General features: G+C 68.4%; 23 protein-coding genes and 1 tRNA gene. 14 read left to right on the forward strand and 10 right to left on the reverse strand.

Annotated elements, in window-relative coordinates; genetic code table 11:
* Window positions 1–26: 26 nt before the first annotated feature.
* The 3 genes from CGUA_RS04455 to CGUA_RS04465 form a co-directional block, all read right to left on the reverse strand.
* Entirely contained in the window at window positions 27–533 is a 507-nt protein-coding gene (locus CGUA_RS04455) for a flavodoxin family protein (RefSeq protein ID WP_290197889.1), read from the reverse strand.
* Window positions 530–1,249, reverse strand: a complete 720-nt coding sequence (locus CGUA_RS04460) for a hypothetical protein (RefSeq protein WP_290197890.1) — start codon at window positions 1,247–1,249, stop codon at window positions 530–532. Before CGUA_RS04460 ends, CGUA_RS04455 begins: the two co-directional genes overlap by 4 nt.
* A 91-nt stretch (window positions 1,250–1,340) precedes the next feature.
* Entirely contained in the window at window positions 1,341–2,570 is a 1,230-nt protein-coding gene (locus tag CGUA_RS04465) for an MFS transporter (protein WP_290197891.1), read from the reverse strand.
* Between the two features lie 109 nt (window positions 2,571–2,679).
* Between CGUA_RS04465 and CGUA_RS04470 the strand changes: the two genes are divergently transcribed.
* On the forward strand, window positions 2,680–4,200 hold the full coding sequence (locus CGUA_RS04470; RefSeq protein WP_290197892.1) for a multicopper oxidase family protein: 1,521 nt from the start codon (window positions 2,680–2,682) through the stop codon (window positions 4,198–4,200).
* Here the strand turns inward: CGUA_RS04470 and CGUA_RS04475 are convergent.
* From CGUA_RS04475 to CGUA_RS04485, 3 genes are read right to left on the reverse strand one after another with little or no spacing between them, the layout of a single operon-like run.
* Window positions 4,197–4,958 carry an ATP-binding cassette domain-containing protein gene (locus CGUA_RS04475; RefSeq protein WP_290197893.1) on the reverse strand — a complete coding sequence of 254 codons (762 nt, stop codon included), beginning with the start codon at window positions 4,956–4,958 and terminating at the stop codon, window positions 4,197–4,199. The two genes, CGUA_RS04470 and CGUA_RS04475, sit on opposite strands and share 4 nt — an antisense overlap.
* A gap of 1 nt (window position 4,959) precedes the next feature.
* Window positions 4,960–5,943 carry an ABC transporter permease gene (locus CGUA_RS04480; protein WP_290197894.1) on the reverse strand — a complete coding sequence of 328 codons (984 nt, stop codon included), beginning with the start codon at window positions 5,941–5,943 and terminating at the stop codon, window positions 4,960–4,962.
* Window positions 5,940–6,965, reverse strand: a complete 1,026-nt coding sequence (locus CGUA_RS04485) for a substrate-binding domain-containing protein (protein WP_290197895.1) — start codon at window positions 6,963–6,965, stop codon at window positions 5,940–5,942. The genes CGUA_RS04480 and CGUA_RS04485 overlap by 4 nt, the downstream gene beginning before the upstream one ends.
* Window positions 6,966–7,304: 339 nt before the next feature.
* On the opposite strand from CGUA_RS04485, the gene CGUA_RS04490 reads away from it, so the two are divergent.
* Genes CGUA_RS04490 through CGUA_RS04500 form a run of 3 tightly spaced genes read left to right on the forward strand, consistent with a single transcriptional unit; the run spans window position 7,305 to window position 12,333 of the window.
* Window positions 7,305–7,979 carry a TetR/AcrR family transcriptional regulator gene (locus CGUA_RS04490; RefSeq protein ID WP_290197896.1) on the forward strand — a complete coding sequence of 225 codons (675 nt, stop codon included), beginning with the start codon at window positions 7,305–7,307 and terminating at the stop codon, window positions 7,977–7,979.
* 3 nt (window positions 7,980–7,982) lie between these two features.
* Window positions 7,983–11,669: a transcription-repair coupling factor gene (mfd, locus tag CGUA_RS04495; RefSeq protein WP_290197897.1), complete on the forward strand. Its 3,687-nt coding sequence runs from the start codon at window positions 7,983–7,985 to the stop codon at window positions 11,667–11,669.
* A 34-nt stretch (window positions 11,670–11,703) separates the two neighbouring features.
* Window positions 11,704–12,333 carry a MazG nucleotide pyrophosphohydrolase domain-containing protein gene (locus CGUA_RS04500; RefSeq protein ID WP_290197898.1) on the forward strand — a complete coding sequence of 210 codons (630 nt, stop codon included), beginning with the start codon at window positions 11,704–11,706 and terminating at the stop codon, window positions 12,331–12,333.
* 31 nt (window positions 12,334–12,364) lie between these two features.
* On the opposite strand, the gene CGUA_RS04505 is transcribed toward CGUA_RS04500, so the two are convergent.
* A complete protein-coding gene (locus CGUA_RS04505) occupies window positions 12,365–12,790 on the reverse strand; it encodes a hypothetical protein (protein ID WP_290197899.1) in 426 nt (141 codons plus the stop codon).
* Window positions 12,791–12,995: 205 nt separating this feature from the next.
* Here CGUA_RS04505 and CGUA_RS04510 point away from each other — a divergent pair, with 205 nt between their 5' ends.
* The 7 genes from CGUA_RS04510 to CGUA_RS04540 all read left to right on the forward strand — a co-directional run bounded on the left by CGUA_RS04510 (window position 12,996) and on the right by CGUA_RS04540 (window position 18,602).
* On the forward strand, window positions 12,996–13,793 hold the full coding sequence (locus tag CGUA_RS04510) for a lytic transglycosylase domain-containing protein (protein WP_290197900.1): 798 nt from the start codon (window positions 12,996–12,998) through the stop codon (window positions 13,791–13,793).
* A gap of 180 nt (window positions 13,794–13,973) precedes the next feature.
* Window positions 13,974–15,251 carry a phosphopyruvate hydratase gene (gene eno, locus CGUA_RS04515; protein WP_290197901.1) on the forward strand — a complete coding sequence of 426 codons (1,278 nt, stop codon included), beginning with the start codon at window positions 13,974–13,976 and terminating at the stop codon, window positions 15,249–15,251.
* A gap of 111 nt (window positions 15,252–15,362) precedes the next feature.
* The gene (locus CGUA_RS04520) at window positions 15,363–15,893 is read left to right on the forward strand and encodes an FtsB family cell division protein (protein ID WP_290197902.1); all 531 of its coding nucleotides are present in this window, start codon (window positions 15,363–15,365) and stop codon (window positions 15,891–15,893) included.
* 24 nt (window positions 15,894–15,917) lie between these two features.
* Window positions 15,918–16,484, forward strand: a complete 567-nt coding sequence (locus CGUA_RS04525) for a DUF501 domain-containing protein (RefSeq protein ID WP_290197903.1) — start codon at window positions 15,918–15,920, stop codon at window positions 16,482–16,484.
* Window positions 16,485–16,488: 4 nt separating this feature from the next.
* Window positions 16,489–17,457: a Ppx/GppA phosphatase family protein gene (locus CGUA_RS04530; RefSeq protein ID WP_290197904.1), complete on the forward strand. Its 969-nt coding sequence runs from the start codon at window positions 16,489–16,491 to the stop codon at window positions 17,455–17,457.
* 42 nt (window positions 17,458–17,499) lie between these two features.
* Window positions 17,500–17,576, forward strand: a tRNA-Leu gene (locus CGUA_RS04535).
* 213 nt (window positions 17,577–17,789) lie between these two features.
* On the forward strand, window positions 17,790–18,602 hold the full coding sequence (locus CGUA_RS04540) for a Bax inhibitor-1/YccA family protein (RefSeq protein WP_290197905.1): 813 nt from the start codon (window positions 17,790–17,792) through the stop codon (window positions 18,600–18,602).
* A 158-nt stretch (window positions 18,603–18,760) separates the two neighbouring features.
* Here the strand turns inward: CGUA_RS04540 and CGUA_RS04545 are convergent, their stop codons facing one another.
* The 3 genes from CGUA_RS04545 to CGUA_RS04555 all read right to left on the reverse strand — a co-directional run bounded on the left by CGUA_RS04545 (window position 18,761) and on the right by CGUA_RS04555 (window position 20,438).
* Entirely contained in the window at window positions 18,761–19,228 is a 468-nt protein-coding gene (locus tag CGUA_RS04545) for a hypothetical protein (RefSeq protein ID WP_290197906.1), read from the reverse strand.
* A gap of 28 nt (window positions 19,229–19,256) precedes the next feature.
* Complete coding sequence (gene greA, locus CGUA_RS04550) at window positions 19,257–19,781, reverse strand: transcription elongation factor GreA (protein ID WP_290197907.1); 525 nt, start codon at window positions 19,779–19,781, stop codon at window positions 19,257–19,259.
* 192 nt (window positions 19,782–19,973) lie between these two features.
* Window positions 19,974–20,438 carry a DUF4307 domain-containing protein gene (locus tag CGUA_RS04555; protein WP_290197908.1) on the reverse strand — a complete coding sequence of 155 codons (465 nt, stop codon included), beginning with the start codon at window positions 20,436–20,438 and terminating at the stop codon, window positions 19,974–19,976.
* Window positions 20,439–20,658: 220 nt separating this feature from the next.
* Here CGUA_RS04555 and mca point away from each other — a divergent pair, with 220 nt between their 5' ends.
* From mca to CGUA_RS04570, 3 genes are all read left to right on the forward strand, one after another.
* Window positions 20,659–21,567 (forward strand): mycothiol conjugate amidase Mca, encoded by a 909-nt coding sequence (gene mca / locus CGUA_RS04560; RefSeq protein ID WP_290197909.1) that lies wholly within the window; start codon window positions 20,659–20,661, stop codon window positions 21,565–21,567.
* Between the two features lie 52 nt (window positions 21,568–21,619).
* Window positions 21,620–21,937, forward strand: a complete 318-nt coding sequence (locus tag CGUA_RS04565; RefSeq protein ID WP_290197910.1) for a hypothetical protein — start codon at window positions 21,620–21,622, stop codon at window positions 21,935–21,937.
* A gap of 247 nt (window positions 21,938–22,184) precedes the next feature.
* A complete protein-coding gene (locus CGUA_RS04570) occupies window positions 22,185–23,306 on the forward strand; it encodes a 3-deoxy-7-phosphoheptulonate synthase (RefSeq protein WP_290197911.1) in 1,122 nt (373 codons plus the stop codon).
* Window positions 23,307–23,321: the final 15 nt, after the last annotated feature.

Raw genomic sequence — 23,321 nt, forward strand, 5'->3', positions numbered from 1 at the left:
CCGGGAGAAACACGGTTGCCCGGGGCTCAGCCGTCCGCGGCCCCCGTGCGCACCCGTCGGCCGAGCTCCTCGCCCCAGGCGGTGGCCCTATCCAGTTCCCCGGGCAGGACGGGGCCCTCGTAACCGTCGACGAAGAAGCTCTCCGGCTCGGCCAGCAACCGGCAGCCCAGCGCGGTGAGCGCCTTCGCCGCCTTTCGGCTGGCGTGGCCGGGCAGGTTGGGGTGGCGGACATGGGTGTCGAAGGTGGCCACCGGCAGGGACACCGGGGCGGAGACGAGCCACTCGCGCACCCCTGAGGGGATCAGCCCGCCCCCGCGGCGGCGGGCGTCTTCGGGCGTGGACGGTCGGCTGAGCCCGAAGGCGTGGGTGGGGGCGCCGACGATGAGCAGATCCACCTGCAGATCGGCCAGCGGCGGGGCGAGGTGCACCGGCGTCGCCTCGGCGCTCAGGTGACGGCCCAGCCCGGCGCGGATGGCCTCGGCCACAGCTCTGGTGTTGCCCCAGGCGGACTCGTAGACGATCAGTGCGGTCACCGGTGCACGCCCCGTTCCTGGAGCTGCGGGAAGGGCAGGGGGTCCCGGCGCAGCAGGATGGCCAGCAGGGGTCCGGCGATGAGCAGGGTCAGCCAGACGACGGTGATGACGGCGATCTCGAAATCGTCCCCGCGGTCCATTCCCTGCATCAGGGACACCACCACGAGTGCCGCCAGCACCGCGAAAAAGTTCAGGACCAGCGTCGCCCGCAACACCGCGGTCACCGCGCCCCCGCCGCCAAACAACGGGGCAAGGGAGAGGAGGGCGAGGCTCATGAGCAGGTACCCGAGCTCCTCCAGTGCGATGAAGACGCCGTTGGGGTTGTACTGGGTCCACAGCGCCCAGCCGTCCAGCTGGTTCTTCTCCAGGTTCAGCTGCATGACGGTGAACTGGAGGAAATAGTCGATCAGCAGCACCGTGGCCGCCATGATCGCGAGGGACAGGGCCACCAGGCTGAAGACCCGGCGGCCGGGGTGGGCGAGGTCATGGAGCGCTGCGACCAGGACCACGAAGGACAGCAGCAGAAGCATCGCCGGGATCATCCACAGGTAGTCGCCTGGCCACTGGCTGACGATGGTCTCCGTGGCGAAGGGGTAGGGCTCCTCGTTGGGCAGCGCGGTCAGCGCCAGGGCGAAGGTGATGAAGGTCAAGACGGTGGTGGCGACGGCGGCGCCGAAGCCGAGCCGCAGGGCGGGGGAGCGGGGGCGGTCGGGCATGACGAACCTGCTTTCGTCGGCGTATTTCCCTGTCCACCACATTCTAGTTTCCCGGGTCGCTCCCCGGGTGGGGATCCGGGGAGGGCACGGGCTAGGCCGAGACGTCCGCCAGCGAACGGGTCATGAGCACGCCGAGGACACCGATGACCGCGAGGAAGAGCAGGGCGGCGACGGAGCCGAACTGAGCGACCGCACCGGAGACGACGCCGACGAGGAGCAGGATGACGCCCATCAGCGTGTTGGCGGCGGCGGTGTAGCGGGTGCGCTGGTCACCCTCGGCCATGTCGACGATGTAGGTCTTGCGGCCCACCCGCACGCAGGTGTGCGCCAGCTGGATGAGGAAGAAACCGACGGGCAGCGCCACCGGGGCGAGGGTCTGCGGGGAGAGCCAGGCGGCCAGGACAACGAGGACGATCACGACGGAGGCGGTGGCCGAACCCGCGGCCATGACATTGCGGGAGGAGACGTCGGCCAGCCGTCCGGAGATCGGGCCGCCCAGCAGGGACGCCAGGGCCGAAGCGATGACGAACATGCCCAGCCCGCTGATGTCGTGGCCGACCTCCTGGGAGAGGGTGACGACGAAGGTCGTGGACAACGCGCTGACCAGCAGCAGGGAGCGCACGATGACGAAGCGGCGAAACCTGGCGTCCCCGGTGAACAGCGACCAGGTGTCGGCCCACCAGGACTCCGACGGTGGGCCGGGTTCTTCGTCGGGCGCCGGTTCCCGGATGCCGGTGAATACGAGCGTGGCCAGGAGCCAGCCGAGCGCGCCAAGCCCGATGAGCCCGGCGAGCAGCCAGGCGGGCAGCTCGCCGGTGAGCGTCGACAGGGCAAGGCCGATGAGGAGTGAGACGCCGCCGCCGACCGCGGTGGAGCGCCCGGTGATCAGGCCACGACGCCCCTTGGAGATCGTGCGGCCCTGGACGTCCTTGCCCGAGATGGAGCACAGCGCGCGGAACAGCGCGAGGACCCCCAGCAGCACGACGACGCTCAGACCCAGCGCCCAGCCCTCCAGCAGGAGGGCGGCCAGGGCGATGAGCCCCGCGGCGACGGCCTGGCCGGTGGAACCGACCATGAAGACCCGGGCGCGCGAGCGCCGGGATGTCACCCACGGCGTCAGCGCGGCCTGCGGGAGCATCGACCCCGACTCGCGGATCGGCACCAGCAACGCGGTGAAGAACCCGGGCACGCCCGCGGCCTGGAACAGCCAGGGCAGGACGGTCTTGCCGCTGACCAGTTGATCCCCAACACCCTGGGCACCGTTGGCGAGGACGAAGAGGCGGGCGTTGCGTTTCTCCAGTGAGGCGTCGAACTCGCTCATGCGGGCGCGGACCGTCCTTTCCGTTCGGGGCTGAAAAACCCCACCTTATCCAGCGGGAGCGCGGGTAGGGTCGGTCAGGATTGTTCTGAGCATGTCCGGAGGCCCCTTCATGACCGTCATCAGCCGCAGAGTGTTTTTCCGGGGCATGGTCGGGGTGTTCGCCGCCTCCGCCCTGGCGGCGTGCTCCACCCAGACCCCGCCCCGCGGCTACGACGGAGACACCCGCCCCCTGCCCGTCCCGGAGCTCTACGAGAGCACGCTTGACGACGCCGGAACGCGGCACTTCACCCTCAAGGCACAGCCCGGCTCCGCCGAGATTCTTCCCGACGTCCGGACCGAGACCTGGGGCTTCAACGGCGGCTTCCTCGGCCCGACGCTGCGCGCCCACCGTGGCGATCACGTGCGCGTCGACATCGCCAACGAACTCGACACGATGACCACCGTCCACTGGCACGGTATGAAGCTGCCGGCCTGGGCCGACGGCGGGCCGCACTCGCCGATCGAACCGGGCGGGGCCTGGTCGCCGGAGTGGGAGATCATTCAGCCGGCCGCGACCTTGTGGTACCACCCGCATCCGCACGGGGAGACCGGACTGCACTGTTACCGCGGCCTGGCGGGCATGATCATCCTCGACGACGAGGTCTCGGAGTCGGTGGCGCTGCCCTCCGAGTACGGCGTCGACGACGTCCCGCTGGTGATCCTCGACGCGAAGTTCACCGGGGACGGCCAGCTCGACGAGAGCATCGATCCCGACCTCGGGCTCATCGGCGACACCCCGGTCGTCAACGGCATCACCAACGCGCACTTCGACGCCGCGACGCGCCGGGTACGTTTCCGTGTCCTCGACGGTGCGACCATGCGCTTCTACAACCTGGCCTTCTCCGACCACCGCCCTTTCCACGTCGTCGGCACCGACCAGGGGCTGCTGGAGACCCCGGTCCAGGTGGAGTACGTGCTCATGGGCCCGGGCGAACGCGTCGAGATCGTCGTCGACCTCGAACCCGGCGAGGACGTGCGGCTGCAGTCGCAGCCGCTGGACGGCAACTTCGGGCTGCCGGAGGACAACCCCGTCGACTTCGGTTTCCAGGACGCCTTCGACCTGCTGACCATCCACGGCCCCTCCGACGATGCGCCCGCTCCGGGGCCGCTGCCACAGGAGCTGGACCCGGCGGCGGCCGCGGTCCCGGAGCGGGCCAACGCCGTGGAGCGAGAGTTCGTCCTCAACACCTTCCAGATCAACGGCCGGTCCATGGACATGTCCCGCGTCGACGTCACCGTCGACCGCGACCGCCCCGAGATCTGGCGCGTGACCAACGAGAACGCCGACTGGCCGCACAACTTCCACATCCACGACTGTCGCTTCAAGGTTCTGGAGTTCGACAACAACCACGTCGCCCAGGTCGCCACCTACGGCTGGAAGGACACCGTCGCCATCCCGCCTCGCGGCGCCGTGACCCTGGGCGTGGAGTTCGGCTGGTACCCCGACCCGAGCGTGCCGTACATGTTCCACTGCCACATGCTCTTCCACGAGGACTCGGGGATGATGGGCCAGTTCGTCATCGTCGAGCAGGGGCAGGAGGCGGACCTGAAGCCGATGAGCGGCGGCGGATCAATCCACGACCACGCCTAGCTCCGGCGGAACTCGTGCTCCAGGGCATCGAGTTCCGCGCCGCCGCCGGCCATCTGCAGGGCTAGTTCCTCGGTGGTGACCTCCCCGCGCTCGGCGGCCAGGGACACCCGGCCGTTGGCCAGCACCAGGAAGCGGTCGCCGACGAGCATGGCGTGGCGGGGGTTGTGGGTGATGAAGACGACGGCGGTGCCCTTGGCGCGGGCGGCGTCGATGAAGCGCAGCACCATGCCGGACTGCTTGACGCCGAGGGCGGCGGTCGGCTCGTCGAGGATGACCACGCGCGCGCCGAAATGGATTGCGCGGGCGATGGCGACGACCTGGCGCTGGCCGCCGGAGAGGCGGCCGGCGTCCATGTCGACGTCGGCCAGGTCGATGCCCATCTCGGTCAGGGCGGCGCGCGTGATCTCGCGCATCCGGTCGATCCTGAGCATGCCGAAGCGGCCGGTCAGCTCCTGGCCGAGGAAGAAGTTGCGCCACACCGACATCTCGTCGACGATCGCCAGGTCCTGGAAGACGGTGGCGATGCCGCGTTTGAGGGCGTCGGCGGGGGAGCGCAGGCGCGCCGGGCGGGCGTCGATGAGCATCTCCCCGGAGCTGGGCTCGTGCAGGCCCGCGAGGATCTTGATCAGCGTCGACTTGCCGGCGCCGTTGTCGCCGAGGACGCACAGCACCCTGGCCTCCTCGACGCCGAGCGAGACGCCGCGCAGGGCGGTGAAGGAGCCGTAGGTCTTGGCGACGTCGCGCAGCTCGATGATCATGTCAGTGCCTCTCGTTGTGGCGGGCGACCGCCAGGTTGACCAGGACGGCGGCCAGCAGCATCGCGCCGAGGAAGAACATGAACCAGTCCGGGTTCCAGCCCGCGTACACGATTCCCTGGTAGACCATGCCGAAGATCAGCGCGCCGATGGCCGTGCCGAAGGCGGTGCCGCGCCCGCCGGTCATCGACACGCCGCCGATGACCGCGGCGATGATGTAGATGAACTCGTTGCCCACGCCCTGACCGGCCTGGATGGAGTCGAAGGCGAAGAGGTTGTGCATGCCGACGAACCACGCCGCCAACGAGACGAACATGAACAGGCCGATCTTGACCGCCCGCACCGGCACTCCGACCGCGCGCGCCGCCTGCGGGTCGCCGCCCACCGCGAAGATCCAGTTGCCGACCCGGGTGCGCATGAGCACCCAGGAGGCCACCGCGACCAGCCCGAGCCACCAGAACACCGTGACGCGCACGGGCACGCCGAACACGTTGACGTTGGAGGCGAAGACCATGTTGGCCCAGTAGAAGCCCTCCATGTCCGAGATGATCGGCGTGGCGACCTGCCCGGTCACCAGCTTCGTCACCGCGAGGTTGAGCCCCTGCAGCATGAGGAAGGAGGCCAGCGTGATGAGGAAGGAGGAGATGCCGGTACGCGTGACCAGGTAGCCGTTGAACAGCCCGATGGCGAGAGCGACGCCGAGCGAGAGGAGCGCGCCGACCCAGGAGTTCAGGTGGAGGTTGTAATTGAGCATGGTGGCGGCGAGCGCGGCCGTGGTCACGGCGACGCCGCTGGACAGGTCGAACTCCGCGGCGATCATCAGCAGGCCGACCGCGACGGCGATGATGCCGATGGTGGAGGCGGCGTAGAGCACCGTGGCGAAGGCGTTCGGGCTGCGGAACGCCGGGGCGACGATGAAGAAGAAGACGTAGACGGCGACGGCGCCGAGGAGGCTGGCGAGCTCGGGGCGTCCCAGGAGCCGGCTCATCGCAGGCCCGCCCGGGCGGCGTCGGCGATGACGTCGACGTTGCGCTTGTCGACGATCGCCGGTCCCGTATACACCGGCTGTCCGCCACCCATCGTGGACCCGTTGCGCATGGCCAGCCACAGCGCATCCACCGCGAGGTAGCCCTGCAGGTAGGGCTGCTGGTCGACGGCGAAGGCGATTTCTTCCTGGGCGATCGCGTCCACCAGCTGGGCGTTGGTGTCGAAGGTGGCGATGCGGGCGGCCGAGTTCGCCGCGTCGACGGAACTGCGCGCCGTCAGCGCCACTGGGGCCACCAGGCCCATGATCCAGTCGATCCCCGGATCCTGCGCCAGCTTCGCCGTGAGCGTGGCCTGCACGTTGGTCAAGTCCATGCCGTTGACGTAGAGGATCTCCACCCCCGAGCCGCCCATGCCCTCCTCGACGCCCGCGCAGCGCGCCTCCTGTGAGGAGTTGCCCTGCTCGTGAATCACGCAGAGCACGTCGGTCGCGCCCTCCTCCTGCAGCCGCCTGCCGGCCATTTCCCCGGCGACGGCCTCGTCCTGGCCGAAGAAGCCCTGGATGCCGAAGCGGTCGTACTCCGTCATGCCGGCGTTGAGGGCGACGACGGGGATCTCCGCCTCGGCGGCCTTGCGGGCGGTGGGGCCGATCGCGTCGGCGTTCGGCAGGGTCACGGCGATGCCGTCGACCTGCGCGTCGATGGCCGACTGCACCAGGTTGGCCTGGTTCGGCGCCTGTGGATCGGAGGAGTAGCGCAGCTCGATGTTGCTCTTGGCGGCCGCGTCCTCGGCGCCCTGGCGCACGAGATCCCAGAAGGTGTCGCCGGGGGCGCCGTGGCTGACCATCGCGACGACCGCACGTTCGGTGTCGGCCTGCCCGGCGTTGAGGCCGCCGTCGGTGCGCTGGGCGGGGGCGTCCTCGGCCGGGCGGGGCGCGCCGCCGGTCGAGGAACATCCCGCCAGGGTGAGGGCGACGAGGGCGGTGGCGGCGACCGCGCGGGCCGCCCGCCGGCTGAGAGTATGCATGTCTGACCATTCTTCGGAGCTTCACCGGAACGGTCAATTCGGCCCACCCCGTTTTCCCAGCTTCCGGGAATTTACTGAATCGGTACAGAGGCGATGAGGTGGGGCAAGGCCGTCGGGCGGGGCGGGGCGGGGGCAGGCCCGGCCGGGCTCCGGTAGGGCCGGGAAAATGAAAAAGCTTCCCCACCAGGACTCGAACCTGGAATGACGGTACCAAAAACCGTAGTGTTGCCATTACACCATGGGGAAACACGCACGAGAGTGCGCCTGAGAGAGCTTACCCGAAGGACTCTGGACAGCCGAAACAGACTCCTGTCGGCAGGGCGCGATACCCTGAGGAACATGGTTAGACAGCGGATGACCGGGCGTGAGCGCCGTGAACAGCTCATCTCCATCGGCAGGGCCACCTTCGCCGAGCGGGGATTCGACGGCACCTCGGTGGAGGAGATCGCCAGCCGGGCGGGCGTGTCCAAGCCCGTTGTCTACGAGCATTTCGGCGGCAAGGAAGGCCTCTACGCGGTCATCATCGACCGGGAGATGCTGGCCCTGGAGGCGGCTCTCATGGAGGCCATCCAGGAGGGGCGATGGCTGGAACGCATCGAGAAGGTCGTCATGGCGGCGCTGACCTACGTCGAGGAGGAGACCGACGGCTTCATCATCCTCGTGCGCGACCAGGCGCCCGGGGAGGAGCGTGGTTACGCGACCCTGATGAACTCCGTGGTCAACCGGGTGGCTCATTTCCTCGGGAAGGCCTTCGAGCACCGCGGGTTGGACTCGGAGCCGGCGATCCTCTACGCCCAGGCGCTGACGGGCATGGTCTCCAACACCGCGCAGTGGTGGCTGGACAAGCGCGAGCCCTCGAAGGAGGTCGTCGCGGCCCACCTGGTCAACATGTGTTGGAATGGTCTGTCCGGAATGCAGGCGAAGCCGAAGCTGACGCCTCACCCGCCGGAGGGAACGGAATCCGTGCCTCGCGATGAGGAAAAGAAGACAGCAGAGAACGAGGAGGGGGCGTAGCCGATGGGGGAGTCCAGGAAAGGCACCACACAGGCGCCGGCGATGCTGGCGGGGCTGCTCAAGGTGGCGGCCAGCGATCCGAAACTCAGGGGGCTGGTCGGCAACGTCGGGGCCAGCCGTCTCCACGTCGAGGCCATCGACCAGGCCCGCCCGTGGGCGATCGGCGCCCTGGCGCATCATGCGCCGGTGATGGTGGTGACCGCGACCGGTCGCGAAGCCGAGGATCTGGCCGCCGAGCTGCGCGCCATGCTCGGCGACACCGTCGCGCTCTTCCCCTCGTGGGAGACGCTGCCGCACGAGCGGCTGTCCCCGGGCGCGGACATCATCGGGCGCCAGGCCCAGGTGCTGGCGCACATGGCCGAGCACCGGGTCGTGGTCACCGCCGCGCGCGGCTTCTGCCAGCCGCTGCTGAGGGAGGCCGAGGGGCGGGAGCCGATCCGCCTGGCCGAGGGCGAGGAGCACGATCTCAGCGAGATCACCGAGCAGCTGGTCTTCCGCGGCTACAGCCATGTCGATCTCGTCGCCAAGCGGGGGGAGTTCGCCGTGCGCGGCGGCATCCTCGACGTCTTCCCGACCACCCTCGACTACCCGGTCCGCGTGGAGTTCTGGGGCGACGAGATCTCCGACGTCCGGCAGTTCTCCGTCGCCGACCAGCGCACGTTGACCGAGGTTGAGGTCGGCCGGGTGGAGATCTACCCGGCCCGCGCCCTCCCGGTCACCGACGCCGTCGCCCGGCGGGCGGCGGAACTGGCCGTCAAACACCCGGGAAACCCCACGCTGGTGGAGCTGCTGAGCAAGCTCTCCGACGGCATCCCCGCCGACGGCATGGAGGCGCTCATCCCGGCGCTGACGGACAAGCCGATGGTCCCGTTGGCCAGCTTCCTGCCGGAGAACTCCCACCTGCTGCTCATCGCGCCGGAGAAGATCCGCACCCGCATCGCCGACCTGGAAGCCACCGACACCGAGTTCATGGAGGCCGGCTGGGAGGCCGCCGCCATGGGCGCGGCCGGGCCCGTCGCCGCCGAGGGCCTCGATCTGACGGCCTCGTCCTACCTCTCCTTCGAGGAGCTGGAGGAACGCGCGCACCGGGCGGGGCTCCCGTGGTGGACCTTCGCCCCGCCGGGCATGTTCGCCTCCGACGACGCTGTCACCCTGCCGCTCGAGTACGAGCCGGGGCCGACTCCGCGCGGTGATGCCGCCGAGATCCAGCAGATGATGAACCTGCTGCTGGCGCACACCCGGGACGGCGGCCGCGCCGCCTTCATCGCCCCGGCAGAGGGGGCGATCAAGCGCATGGTCGAAAGATTCCGGGAGCAGGGCATCCCCACCAACGTGGCGACCCCTGGCTGGCAGCCCAGCCCCGGGGAGGTGACCCTCTACCAGGCGCTCAGCCACGCAGGCCTGGTTTTCCCGCAGGTGCGCATGTCCTCCCCGGAGGTCGGCGGGTCCGATCTCCCGTTGGTCGTCATCACCGAGACCGACCTGACCGGCAACCGCGTCGGCGACATCGCCGGCGCCAAGCGTCGCCCCGCCAAGCGCCGCAACAAGGTCGACCCGCTGGCGCTGAAAACCGGCGACTACGTCGTCCACGAGACCCACGGCATCGGACGCTTCCTCAAGATGGCGGAGCGTTCCACCAACACCGGCGACGAGACCTCCCGGCGCGAGTACATCGTCCTCGAGTACGCGGCGAGCAAGCGCGGCCAGCCCGCCGACCAGCTCTGGGTGCCGATGGAATCGCTGGACCTGCTGAGCAAGTACACCGGCGGCGAGTCCCCGACCCTGTCGAAGATGGGCGGTTCCGACTGGAAGAACACCAAGAAGAAGGCCCGCGCCGCGGTGCGCGAGATCGCCGGGGAACTGGTCGAACTCTACGCCAAGCGCCAGTCCGCCCCGGGGCACGCCTTCTCCCCGGACACCCCGTGGCAGGCGGAGATGGAGGACAACTTCCCCTTCGTCGAGACCGAGGACCAGATGACCGCCATCGAGGCGGTCAAGCACGACATGGAGCAGACTACGCCGATGGACCGCGTCATCGTCGGCGACGTCGGCTACGGCAAGACCGAGGTCGCCGTGCGCGCCGCCTTCAAGGCGGTCCAGGACGGCCGCCAGGTCGCCGTGCTCGTGCCGACCACGCTGCTGGCGCAGCAGCACTACAAGACCTTCGCCGAGCGCATGGACGGTTTCCCGGTCACCATCAGGGAACTCTCGCGCTTCACCTCGCCGAAGGAGTCCAAGGAGATCCTCGCCGGGCTTGCCGACGGCACCGTGGACATCGTCGTCGGCACCCACCGCCTGATTCAGACCGGCGTGAACTGGAAGAACCTCGGCCTCATCGTCGTTGACGAGGAGCAGCGTTTCGGCGTGGAGCACAAGGAGCACATCAAGGCGCTGCGCAGCCACGTCGACGTGCTCACCATGTCCGCGACCCCGATTCCGCGCACCCTGGAGATGTCGATGACCGGCATCCGCGAGATGACCACCATGCTCACCCCGCCGGAGGACCGCCACCCGGTGCTGACCTACGTCGGCGCCTACGAGGACAAGCAGGTCGCGGCCGCGCTGCGGCGCGAGCTGCTGCGCGACGGCCAGGTCTTCTTCATCCACAACAAGGTCAGCGACATCGAGAAGAAGGCCAGCCAGCTGCGCGACCTCGTGCCCGAGGCCCGCATCGTCGTCGCCCACGGCCAGATGGGCGAGGAGCTGCTGGAGAAGACGGTCCAGGGTTTCTGGGACCGTGAGTACGACGTGCTGGTGTGCACCACCATCGTCGAGACCGGTCTGGACATCTCCAACGCCAACACCCTCATCGTCGAGAACGCCCATCACATGGGCCTGTCCCAGCTGCACCAGCTGCGCGGTCGCGTCGGTCGCTCCCGCGAACGCGGCTATGCCTACTTCCTGTACCCGAAGGGCGCGACCCTGACGGAGACCTCCTATGACCGCCTGGCCACCATCGCCCAGAACAACGACCTGGGCGCGGGCATAGCCGTGGCGATGAAGGATCTGGAGATGCGCGGCGCCGGTAACGTGCTCGGCGCCGAGCAGTCCGGTCACATCGCGGGCGTCGGCTTCGATCTCTACGTCCGCCTGGTCGGCGAGGCGGTCGAGGCCTACAAGGCGCTGGCCGACGGTCAGCCCGTCGACGCCACGGACCAGGGCCCCAAGGAGATCCGCATCGACCTGCCCGTCGACGCCCACATCCCGGAGGCCTACATCAACTCCGAGCGCCTGCGCCTGGAGATCTACCGCAAGATCGCCTCCTCGCGGGACAACAAGGACCTGCAGCTCATCGTCGAGGAAATGGAGGACCGCTACGGGCCGGTGCCGGAGGAGGTGCGCCGACTGCTCTCAGTCGCGCGCCTGCGCCACCAGGCCCGGCGGGCCGGCGTCTCCGACATCGGCGTGCAGGGCACCCGCATCAAGGTCCACCCGGTGGAGCTGCCGGACTCCAAGCAGGTACGCCTCAAGCGCCTCTACCCGGGCTCGACCTACCGCGCCGCGGCGAAGGCGATTCAGCTGTCCTTCCCCAAGGCCGGGCGTAACGTCGGCGACCCCAAGCTGCGCGACGAGCCCCTGCTGCAGTGGGTGGCGGATTTCTTCTCGCAAATGTTCGACATCGAGAAGACGGACGTGACCGGCAGCCCGGGCCAGAACCGCACGAAGAAGGTCATCTCGGTCGGGGACTGACCCGCTCCGGGGCGCACCCCCTAGGATGAACGCCATGACAGTTCTGATTCTCGATGACCGGTGGCCGACCCTGATCCCGCTCGAGGCTCATGGACGTATCGAGAACCCGGTGACTTTCACCGGTGAGGTGCCGATCTCGGTGCGCTGGAATTTCGACTCCCTCATCAGCGGCGAGGACGTCACCGGGCGCGGCACCCTGGTCACCACCGATCCCGACGACCCGGAGGTGCTCGCGCGCGCCGGGCGGGGTGAGCACGTGATTGAGGCGCAGTCTCGGCGGGATCCGGTCCGCCGTTCCGTGGAGGTGATGCGCCGTGCGGTCAGCCTGGGGGAGTGGGAGGCCGGCCAGACGCACGAGTCACTGCTGCCGTATCTCGAGGAGGAGGCCGCGGAGTTCGCGGAGGCGGTGCGCTCCGGGGCCGGGGACACCGAGCTGCGCAGGGAACTCGGCGACGTCTACCTGCAGATCCTCTTCCACGCCGAAATCGCTTCCCGACGCGGCGCCTTCGACTTCGCCGACGTCGCGCAGTCCTTCGTGGACAAGCTCCGCTCGCGGGCGCCCTACCTGTTCGACGGCACGACCCTGCCGGTCGGCGTCGACGAGCAGAACCGGCTGTGGGCGGAGGGCAAACAGGCGGAAAAGAACGCCATCACCGGGCGCTAGGGCCGCGGTGGTGGCGTCGTGAAGCCGGGTTCTACTTGGCGGAGGACATCTCCACCAGGACCGGCAGGAAGGCCTCGACGCCGACGTTGCCGCCGGCGGAGGAGTTGAGCAGGGCGCTGAGTGCGTCCTCCTTCGGGTCCTCCTGGACGATCTCGCACTCCAGCGCACGGTCGGCGATGGCGTTGACCGAGGTGCTGGCCACGAACTTGAGCATCACGTCGTCACCGATGTAGGCGTTGATGTTGGAGACGAGCTCGGCGCGGGTGGTGTCCTCGTCGACGAGGTCGAGATTGGTCAGGGCGGTCTCGACGAGACCGCAGTCTGCGGTGCCGACCTCGCCGTTGACCAGGGCGAGGAGCTCGAGGGAGGCGGTCTGCGCACCGGCGACCGGGGCGAGGGCGAGGGAGGCGGCGACGGCGGCAGCGGTGGCAGCGGTGGTGAGGGAGAGGCGGCGCATGGGGAGAACCTTTCGGGGGAGGGGACCTCGGGGGCCGTGGTCCAGCAGGGAAGTCGAGTCGGAATCGATGACCGCCCACAGCATATGTGAAATATGTGACTCAAGTGACCGAAGGTGCCCCTGTGTAGGGGAGGTGGCCCGCATGTGCGGCCGTTCCGGCGCCGAGTTACCTCTTGCGGGCTGAAACTCGGTAGCATTCACCGCCATGGATGAGGGACAACCGCCGTTTCGCCGCGCCGCCGGATGCGGCTGCGGCTCCATCCTCGCCGTCGTCCTCATCGTGGCCCTGGTGGGCTGGATGCTGTCGACGTCGTCGAAGCCGACCGTGCCCCGCTCGCTGGAGCCGATCCCCGAGGACGTTCCCCCGGCCGCAGGTGCGGAGGTGCCCATGATCGACGTGCACGGGCAGGGGCGGACCTCCGACAAGCTCTCCTACTGGGCCGAGCCCCTGGCCGGGCAGACCGGGATTCCCGAGCCGGCGCTGCGGGCCTACGGCAACGCCGAGCTCATCGCCGCCGACGCCTGGCCGCAGTGCCGGCTGGAGTGGAACACCCTCGCCGGAATCGGCTGGGTGGAGACCCGGCACGGCACCTACTCCGGCAAGCTCTTCGGCGGCTCCGAGATCGACGAGAACGGCTACGCCCAGCCGCCGATCGTCGGCATTCCGCTGGACGGCACCTCCGGCACGGCGAAGATTCCGGACACGGACGGGGGAGAGTGGGACGGTGATGCTGAACACGATCGTGCCATCGGTCCGATGCAGTTCATCCCCGAGTCGTGGCGCCGCTACGGGCTCGATGCCAACGGCGACGGCGAGGCGAACCCCCACCAGATCGACGACGCGGCGCTTGCCGCGGCCAATCATCTGTGCAGGCCGGGGCATGATCTGTCGACCCCCGAGGGGTGGACGGCGGCCATCCTGGGGTACAACCAGTCGCGCCAGTACCTGATCGACGTCCGTGACGCGGCGGCCTCCTACGCCCTGCGGCAACCCGCACCTTAATGATATTATCAATTTCGGTCGGAGTTTATCCCGCAAAAGAAAGTTTTCTGCCACAATAGATGACGGCGCGCACGCCGGTGTCCTAATCGTGACCGTCCACCCCTGCGGGTGGACGGCCGGCTCATGCGGGTGCGACGACTAAAACGATCACGTACTCATCTACGGCTCAAGGAGGCCCAAGTGGCTGACATCATTCACGTTTTCGCTCGAGAGATCATGGATTCCCGCGGTAACCCGACCGTCGAGGCCGAGGTGTTCCTCGACGACGGCGCGCACGGCGTCGCAGGCGTCCCCTCCGGTGCCTCCACCGGCGTCCACGAGGCTCACGAGCTTCGTGATGGTGGCGACCGTTACCTGGGCAAGGGCGTCCTCAAGGCCGTGGAGAACGTCAACGAGGCCATCGTCGACGAGCTGGCGGGCATGGAGGCCGACGACCAGCGCCTCATCGACCAGGTCATGATCGAGCTGGACGGCACCGAGAACAAGTCCAAGCTCGGCGCCAACGCCATCCTCGGCGTCTCCATGGCCGTGGCCAAGGCCGCCGCCGACTCCGCCGGCCTGCCGCTCTACCGCTACATCGGCGGCCCGAACGCCCACGTTCTGCCCGTCCCGATGATGAACATCATCAACGGCGGCGCCCACGCCGACTCCGGCGTCGACGTCCAGGAGTTCATGATCGCCCCGATCGGCGCGGAGTCCTTCTCCGAGGCCCTGCGCAACGGCGCCGAGGTCTACCACGCGCTGAAGAAGGTCATCGGCGAGAAGGGCCTGTCCACCGGCCTGGGCGACGAGGGCGGCTTCGCCCCGTCCGTCGAATCCACCCGCGCCGCCCTCGACCTCATCGTCGAGGCCATCAAGGCCGCCGGATTCGAGCCGGGCAAGGACATCGCCCTGGCCCTGGACGTCGCCTCCTCCGAGTTCTTCAAGGACGGCAAGTACCACTTCGAGGGTGGCGAGCACACCGCCGAGGAGATGACCAAGGTCTATGAGGAACTCGTCGCCGAGTACCCGATCGTCTCCATCGAGGACCCGCTGCAGGAGGACGACTGGGAGGGCTACGAGGCCCTGACCGCCTCCCTCGGTGACAAGGTGCAGATCGTCGGCGACGACCTCTTCGTCACCAACCCGAAGCGCCTGCAGGAGGGCATCGACCGCAAGGCCGGCAACGCCATCCTGGTCAAGGTCAACCAGATCGGCACCCTCACCGAGACCTTCGACGCCGTTGAGCTGGCCCACCGCTCCGGCTTCAAGTCCATGATGTCCCACCGCTCCGGCGAGACCGAGGACACCACCATCGCCGACCTGGCCGTCGCGCTGAACTGCGGCCAGATCAAGACCGGCGCCCCGGCCCGCTCCGACCGGGTGGCCAAGTACAACCAGCTGCTGCGCATCGAGCAGGAGCTGGGGGCCGCCGCTGTCTACGCCGGACGCTCCGCCTTCCCGCGCTTCCAGGCATAACAACCTGGCCTTGCCGGGGGTGACCCCGTCTCCACCGCCCACGTGTGACCTGTGTCAACGTGGTGGGGGAGACGGGGTTTCCTCATGGGTGCCGCTATGCTTGCGGACATCATGGCTAACTCCCGCATCTCCCGTCGCACCACCGTCCCGGTCGCCTCGCGCGAGCGTGCCGAGAAGCGACCGAAGAAGCGGCTGCCCCAGGTCCGGAACATCTCCCTGGGCGGCGTGGCCATCATCGTCGGTGCGGTCCTGCTCGTCCTCGTCGCCATCGCCGTCCCGCTGCGCAACTACTACGAGGGCCGCACGGAGATCGCGCGTCTGACCGAATCCATCGCCGCCAAGGAAGCGGAGAAGGAACGGCTGCTCGCCGACATCGCCCGCTACCAGGACGAGGACTTCATCCGCCAGGAGGCCCGTCGGCGGCTCGGCGTCGTCGACGAGGGGGAGGTCGCCTGGCGGATCCTGGATCCGCGCATGAGCGCCAACGGTGCAGTGACCACGCCCCACGACGCCACCGGCGCCGACGTCGCGTGGTACGAGGTGCTGTGGGACTCGGTGGCGGAACCCCCGCTCGAGCCCCTCAACCCGACTCCTCCGCCCGTCGAGGAGCCCCTCGAGGAGCCCGCGACACCTGCAGAATGACGGGGGTGTGAGATAATACCGCCCATGACTGTCTCGCAAGCCGATCTGGATTCCATCGCCGAGCAGCTCGGGCGCATGCCCCGTGGCGTGCTCGACATCGCCTACCGCACCCCGGATGGCGCCCCGGCAGTGGTCACAACCGCCCCCAGGCTCGAGGACGGGACCCCGTTCCCCACGCTCTACTACCTGACCGAACCGCGCCTGACCGCCGAGGCCTCCCGACTGGAGGTCGCGCAGGTGATGAAGTGGATGGAGAAGCGTCTGGGCGAGGACGAGGACCTCGCCGCCGACTACCGGGCCGCCCACGAGCATTTCCTGGCCACGCGCAACCAGATCGAGGACCTGGGCACCGACTTCTCCGGGGGCGGCATGCCCGACCGGGTCAAGTGCCTGCACGTGCTCATCGCCTACGCGCTCGCCGAGGGGCCGGGACACTTCCGCCTGGGAACCGAGGCGGTGGCCCTGGCAGCCGAGCACGGTGATCTGCGCGGCACCGCCATCCCCACCGACTGGCCCACCACCGCGGAGCTGGGCATCACGGTCGACGCCGACGGAACCGCGGGATTCATGACCGACCCCCAGGAGGACTAGCGCCATGACCCGAGTAGCAGCGATCGACTGCGGCACCAACTCCATCCGCCTGCTCGTCTCCGACGTCAGGGACGGCGAGATCCATGAAGTCACCCGCCTCAACGAGATCGTCAGGCTCGGGCAGGGCGTGGACGCCACCGGTCGGCTGGCTCCCGAGGCCATCGAGCGCACCCGGGAGGCACTCACCACCTACGTCCAGATCATGAAGGCTGAGGGGGTCACCGACGTCCGGATGGTCGCGACCTCCGCGACCCGTGACGCCGTCAACCGGGACGAGTTCTTCGGCATGACCGCCCGTCTCCTCGGCGAGATCCGGCCCGGCGCCGTCGCCGAGGTCATCTCGGGCGAGGAGGAGGCGGCGCTGTCCTTCCGGGGCGCGGTCGCCGACCTGGATCCCAGCCGGGAGCCCTTCTGCGTCATCGACCTCGGCGGCGGTTCCACCGAATTCATCGTCGGCACGGCGGCGGGCGATATCCTCGGCGCGAGCAGCGTGGACATGGGGTGCGTGCGCCTGACCGAGCGGATCATGGTCTCCGATCCCGCCACCGAGGCGGAGATCGCCGAAGCCGAGGACTACGTCGCGGAGCTGACGGAGCGGGTGGCCGAGCAGCTGCCGCTGGCCCAGGCCCGCACCTTCGTCGGTGTGGCCGGCACCTTCACCACCCTTTCGGCCCTGGCCCAGGGGCTGGAGACCTACGACCGGACCGAAATCCACAATTCCGAGTTGAGCTTTGAGGCGCTGCAGGTGATCACCGACAACCTCATCGCGGAGCCGGCGGCGCTGCGCGCGGCTCATCCGGTGATCCACCCGGGACGCGCCGACGTCATCGGCGGCGGCAGCGTGGTGGTCAACGGAATCATCGACATGATCAGCCGCCACTCCGACGTCCACAGCTTCGTGATCTCGGAAAAGGACATCCTCGACGGTATCGTCGCCGGGCTGGTTGACAGGCTCGCGGAGGCGGCAGGGTAAACTACCCGCATCCCGTATTCGGCGCGTCCGGCCGGGAGGAACGCCCCCATAGCCCAATTGGCAGAGGCGGCAGACTTAAAATCTGCACAGTGTCGGTTCGAGCCCGACTGGGGGTACCACGACGTAGCCGGGGAGCGGTCGCGGGGGCGCTCCCGGCATGATATTTTTCTGCGGCCGGGAACTATTTCCGGTGACGCGAACGTTGTACATAGTGGTGTGTGAGGGAGGGCTTCTTCCTCGTCGGCACCTAGAACACATAGAACTGATCGGCCCTGCCTGCATTCCGGGTCAAGACCGGGTGGGTGGGGATACTAGAAAGGAACGGGAGACTCGTGCGCAGCAACAACCCCGTACTGACGAACCTGCCCAAGGCCACCGCCGGGAGCTACCGCCAGCAGCAGGGGTACCAGGATCCCTACGCCGGCTACCAGCCCGCCCAGACCACCGGTGCTTCCGACCGCCCGATGACCGTCGACGACGTCGTCACCAAGACGGGCCTGACCCTGGCCGTCATCGTCGCCTTCGCGCTGGTGACCTTCGGCGTCAGCTTCGTCGACATGGGCCTGGCCCTGATCCTCACGGTCGTCGGCGCCATCGGCGGTTTCATCACCGTCCTGGTGCAGGCCTTCCGCAAGTCCTACGGCTCCGCGGGCGCGACCCTGCTCTACGCCGCGTTCGAGGGTCTTTTCCTCGGCGGATTCTCGATGATCCTGTCCGGCTGGACCGTGGGCGACGCCGACGCCGGCGCCCTCATCGGCCAGGCCATCCTGGGCACCGTCGGCGTCTTCGTCGGCATGCTCGTGGTCTACAAGACCGGCGCCATCCGCATGACCCCGCGGGTGTCACGCTTCATCACTGCGGCGATCATCGGCGTCGCCGTCCTGGCCGTCGGCAACCTGCTGCTGGCCCTGTTCACCGGCATGAGCCCGCTGCGGGACGGCGGCACCCTGGCCATCGTCTTCTCCCTGGTCTGCATCGGCCTGGCGGCGATGAGCTTCCTGCAGGACTTCGACGTCGCCGACCAGCTCATCCGTCAGGGGGCTCCGTCCAAGATGGCCTGGGGCGTCGCCCTCGGCCTGGCCGTGACCCTGGTCTGGCTCTACACCGAGATTTTGCGTCTGCTGTCCTACTTCCAGAACCGCTGACGCCGGCCTGTTTGTCGACGCCGGGCCGCGCCCCACAGGGGGCGCGGCCCGGTTTCTGGTTTCCCGCCTGGGCGGCGAGGCCGGGCGGCGGAAAGCGCTGACGGGGCCGAGCCCCGCCCGCGTGAGCGGAGGGTCGGCCCCGTCAGCGGGGGAATGCGTTACTGGGTGACGGCGACGCCGTCGACCTCGATGGCGGTGTAGACCTCGCCCTCGGCGGTCGTGGACGCGTCGGACAGCGTGACGACGGCCGGCAGACCGGTGGTCTGGTTGGTGCCGTTGCCCTGCGCCTCATCCGAGCCCCAGGTGGACCACTGGATGTTGACGACGGCGTCCGCGGGGTTGGCGCAGTCCAGGGTGACCCGGTCCGGCTCCTGGGCCGGCTCGGCGACGCAGTCGACGAAGGAGATGTCCTCGGCGCCGGCGGCTGCGGTGGCGGTGCCGGTGGTGGAGGACTCGGCGGAGGCTTCGCCGGTGGTCCAGGAGCTGCCCTCAGTGACAGAGGCGGCGTCCTGCTCCTTGGCGGTCTCGACCTTCAGCTCGGAGTCATTCTGGTTCGGCGGGCTGCAGGCCGCGAGGCCGACGGCGACGAGACCGGTAAGGGCGGTGGCGATGAAGCGCTTGTTCATGGTTGAAGTCCTTCCAGAAACGAAAAAGTTAGTTGGACGCGCGCGGGGTGGCGGCCTTCTCGGAATCGTACGGTGCGGCCGAGACGATCGTGACCGTAATGGTGTTGCCGTTGGGCGCGGTGTACTCGCGGGTGTCGCCCTCCTGCGCGCCCAGAACGGCCGCGCCGAGCGGGGACTGCTCGGAGTAGGTTTCCAGGTCCTTGTTGCCGGTGGCCGCGGCACGGGTGCCGATCAGGAAGGTTTCCTTGTCGTTCTCGTCGCCGTTGTAGTAGACGTGGACGACCGAACCGGTGTGGGCGACGCCCTCGGCGAGTTCACCGCGCTCCGTGGTGGAGTTCGCGAGCACCTCGGAGATCTGCTTGATGCGGGCCTCTGCCTGGTCCTGCTGCTCACGCGCGGCGTCGTAGCCGGCGTTCTCCTTGAGGTCGCCTTCCTCGCGGCGCTCGTTGATCTCCGCGGCGATGACCGGACGGTTGTCGATCAGCGCCTGCAGCTCACCCTCGAGCTTCGCCTTCATCTCCGGAGTGATGTACTGCTTCTGAGTCTCTGCCATGGGCTTCGTTCGCTTTCCTTCGGAGGCCACACCCGCGGCGTCGCAGCCGTGGCCGGTGTCGGTCGTCATTGACCCGCCGACGGCGAACATTGGCGCCACCAGCAGGTTTATTCTGCACGAAATGCTAGCACAGCGCCCGGACCCGGGTTCCCATCCATCCGTCGCAATCGGGCGCGTGGCCGGGGGAGGAGGCTAACGGGCGGTGTAGGTCGGGTCCTCGAGGTTCATGTAGGCGGGGATGTTGACCGAGCAGCCGTAGACGCCGCCGGAGACCGGCAGATCACGGGTCGGCAGGTCCACCTGCATACGGGTCTGAGTCTCGCCGCCGGCCGGCATGATGACCTCGCGGCGACCGACCTCGGCCATGGCGTAGTTCAATGCGGTCACGATGCAGTAGGAGGGCTGGGAGGGATCCTCGCGGGAGATGTCCACCCACAGGCGCATGGTCTCCTCGTCGAGGCGCTCGTAGGTCACCAGGGACGCCGACACCGGAACGGATTCACGCTCCTGCAGGTAACGGGCGGCGAAGAGAATGGTGCCGATGATCAGGAGGGTGAACGCCACCGCCACCACCTTGCCGGCGATCCCCGACGGCTTCCTCGGCGTGTTGTCGCGGCCGTACCGGGAGGCGGGTCGGGTGACTGGGGTGGAGCTCATGGATACGAACCTCGGCATCAGCGTCTGGGAGGGAATGTCGACATCATCCTAACGGTTGACGGGAGGGAGGGCGCCATCGAGGCTCTTCCCACGTCCGTCGCTGCGCCCGTCCTCGCGGAGTGCGGAATCGGACGGGGAAAAGATTAGGCTGTGTCAACGAACCCGATTGCCGGGTCTCCTGTGTCCAGCGTTCATTCATCTCTGTGAGGAAGAAGCAACTGTGAGCGGCTACCGCCTGATGTCCATTCACGCACACCCTGACGACGAAGCGTCGAAGGGCGCGGCGACGACCGCCCGCTACGCCGCCGAGGGCAACGACGTGCTGGTCGTCACCTGCACCGGCGGTGAGCGCGGCAGCATCCTCAACCCGGCGATGGATCGCCCGGAGATCATCGAGAACCTCATGGCCGTGCGCCGCGACGAGATGGCCGCCGCCGCAGAGGCGCTCGGCGTCGAGCACGTGTGGCTCGGCTACGTCGATTCCGGCCTCCCGGAAGGCGAGCCCCTGCCGCCGCTGCCGGAGGGCTGTTTTGCGGTGCAGGACGACGAGGACGTGGCTCACGACCTGATCAAGCTCATCCGGGAGCAGCGCCCGCACGTCATCCTCACTTATGACGAGAACGGCGGCTACCCGCACCCGGACCACATCAAGGTCCACGTCACCTCGATGATCGCCTGGGACAGGGCCGGCGACCCCGAGTACGCCCCGGAGCTGGGGGAGCCCTGGGCGCCGCTGAAGCTGTACTACAGCCACGGGTTCATCTACCAGCGCATCCTCAAGATGCACCGTTGGCTGGTCGACGGCGGCCACGAGAGCCCCTTCGAGCGCATGCTCGAGCGCTGGGGTGAGCAGGACGCCGACATCATGGCCCGTGTCTCCACCCAGGTCGAGGCGGCCGAGTTCTTCCCGCACCGCGACGCCGCCCTGCGCGCCCACGCCACCCAGATCGACCCGGCCGGCGCCTTCCTGGCCGTGCCCACCGAGGTGCAGCAGACGATGTGGACCACCGAGGAATTCGAGCTGGCCCGCACCCGCGTGTCGACGGACCTGCCGGAAACGGACCTCTTCGCCGGGATCGGCGACCCGTCGGAGGCGGACAGTTCGAACCATGAGCTGCACCGCAAGTAGACTCGGGCGTCAGTAGCACCTCCACCATCTTCTTGTAGGGAAGCGTTCGTTGATGACCATCTCCACCACTGTGCATGCCGCTGCGCTCAACGCCGCGACGACTGTCGACCTCCTGCTGGCCCAGGGACCTTCCGACGGCCCCGTCGGCCCCGAGTTCGGCAAGGCCTCTCCGATCGGCCTGTTCATCCTGGTCGTGCTCGGCGTCGCCGTGCTGGCCCTGGGCTGGGCCTTCTACCGCCGCTTCACGCGCTTCCGCCGCCGGGCGATGTTCGCCGAGGCCCACGGCATCGACCTCTTCGATGAGGCTGCCGTCGACAAGGCGATGGAGGAGGCGGGGGTGTTCGACCGCCGCCGGAAGCCATTCCTCTAGACCATATGCTTGTGTCCGGCGTGTCCAGCGTGTACGGTGTGGGGCATGTTCGTTCAGCGATTTTATTTTGGTGAGGCTCCGGGTGCCCATTCCCGCCGCCTCGCCGTTTCGCGTGTCTGACGACTGAAACGACGAACACCCGGAGCCAGCAGCACCTCACCCCAACGCAGGGTGACGGGGCTGCTTTTTGCTTTCCCGCCCGTTGCCCTCAACAACCCAGATTGATTACCTGAAAAGAGACCTCGCCATGAGTCACCCGGTATCCCTCGCCAACGCAGCCTCGACCGCCAACCGTCGGGTCCGCGCGTTCCACGACCTGCCCAGCCCCGCCCAGGTGCAGGCGCGATACCCGCTCACCGAGTCCCAGGCCGCCAAGGTCGAGCGCGATCGCCAGGAGATCGCCGACATCTTCGCGGGTGAGGACGATCGACTCACGGTCGTCGTCGGCCCGTGCTCCATCCACGATCCGGTCGCCGCGCTCGACTACGCCAACCGCCTTGCCCCGCTGGCCAAGCGCCTCAACGACGACCTGAAGATCGTCATGCGCGTCTACTTCGAGAAGCCGCGCACCACGGTCGGCTGGAAGGGCCTGATCAACGACCCGCACCTCAACGAGACCTACGACATCGACGCCGGTCTGGCGCTGGCGCGCAAGGTGCTCATGGACGTGGTCAACCTGGATCTGCCGACCGCCACCGAGTTCCTCGAGCCGAACTCGCCGCAGTACTACGCCGACGCCGTGGCCTGGGGAGCGATCGGCGCGCGCACCACCGAATCGCAGGTCCACCGACAGCTGGCCAGCGGCATGTCCATGCCGATCGGCTTCAAGAACGGCACCGACGGCAATATCCAGGTCGCCCTCGACGCGGTCGTCGCCGCCTCCCAGCCGCAGTTCTTCTTCGGCACCTCCGACGAGGGCCACCCCTCCGTCGTGGAGACGGCGGGCAACCCGCACTGTCACATCATTCTCCGCGGCGGCACCTCCGGGCCGAACTACGACGTCGACTCCGTTGCCGCCTCGGTCGGAAAGATCGGCCCCGACGCCCGCCTCATGATCGACGCCTCCCACGCCAACTCGGGCAAGGACCACGTCCGCCAGGCCGAGGTCACCCAGGACATCGCCTCGGCGATCGCCGCCGGCAACGAGCACATCGCCGGCGTCATGCTGGAGTCCTTCCTCGTCGCCGGCGCGCAGTCCCTGGACCCCGCGAAATTGAAGATCAACGGAGGGGAGGGCCTGGTCTACGGCCAATCCGTCACCGACAAATGCATGGACGTCGACACCACCGTCGACCTGCTCGCCGAGCTGGCGGCGGCGGTGCGCACGCGTCGGCAGGTCCACGCCTCGGGCACGTCGCGGGATCACTGATCACGAACGCTAGAC

The sequence above is a fragment of the Corynebacterium guangdongense genome (assembly GCF_030408915.1).
GTDB lineage: Bacteria > Actinomycetota > Actinomycetes > Mycobacteriales > Mycobacteriaceae > Corynebacterium > Corynebacterium guangdongense.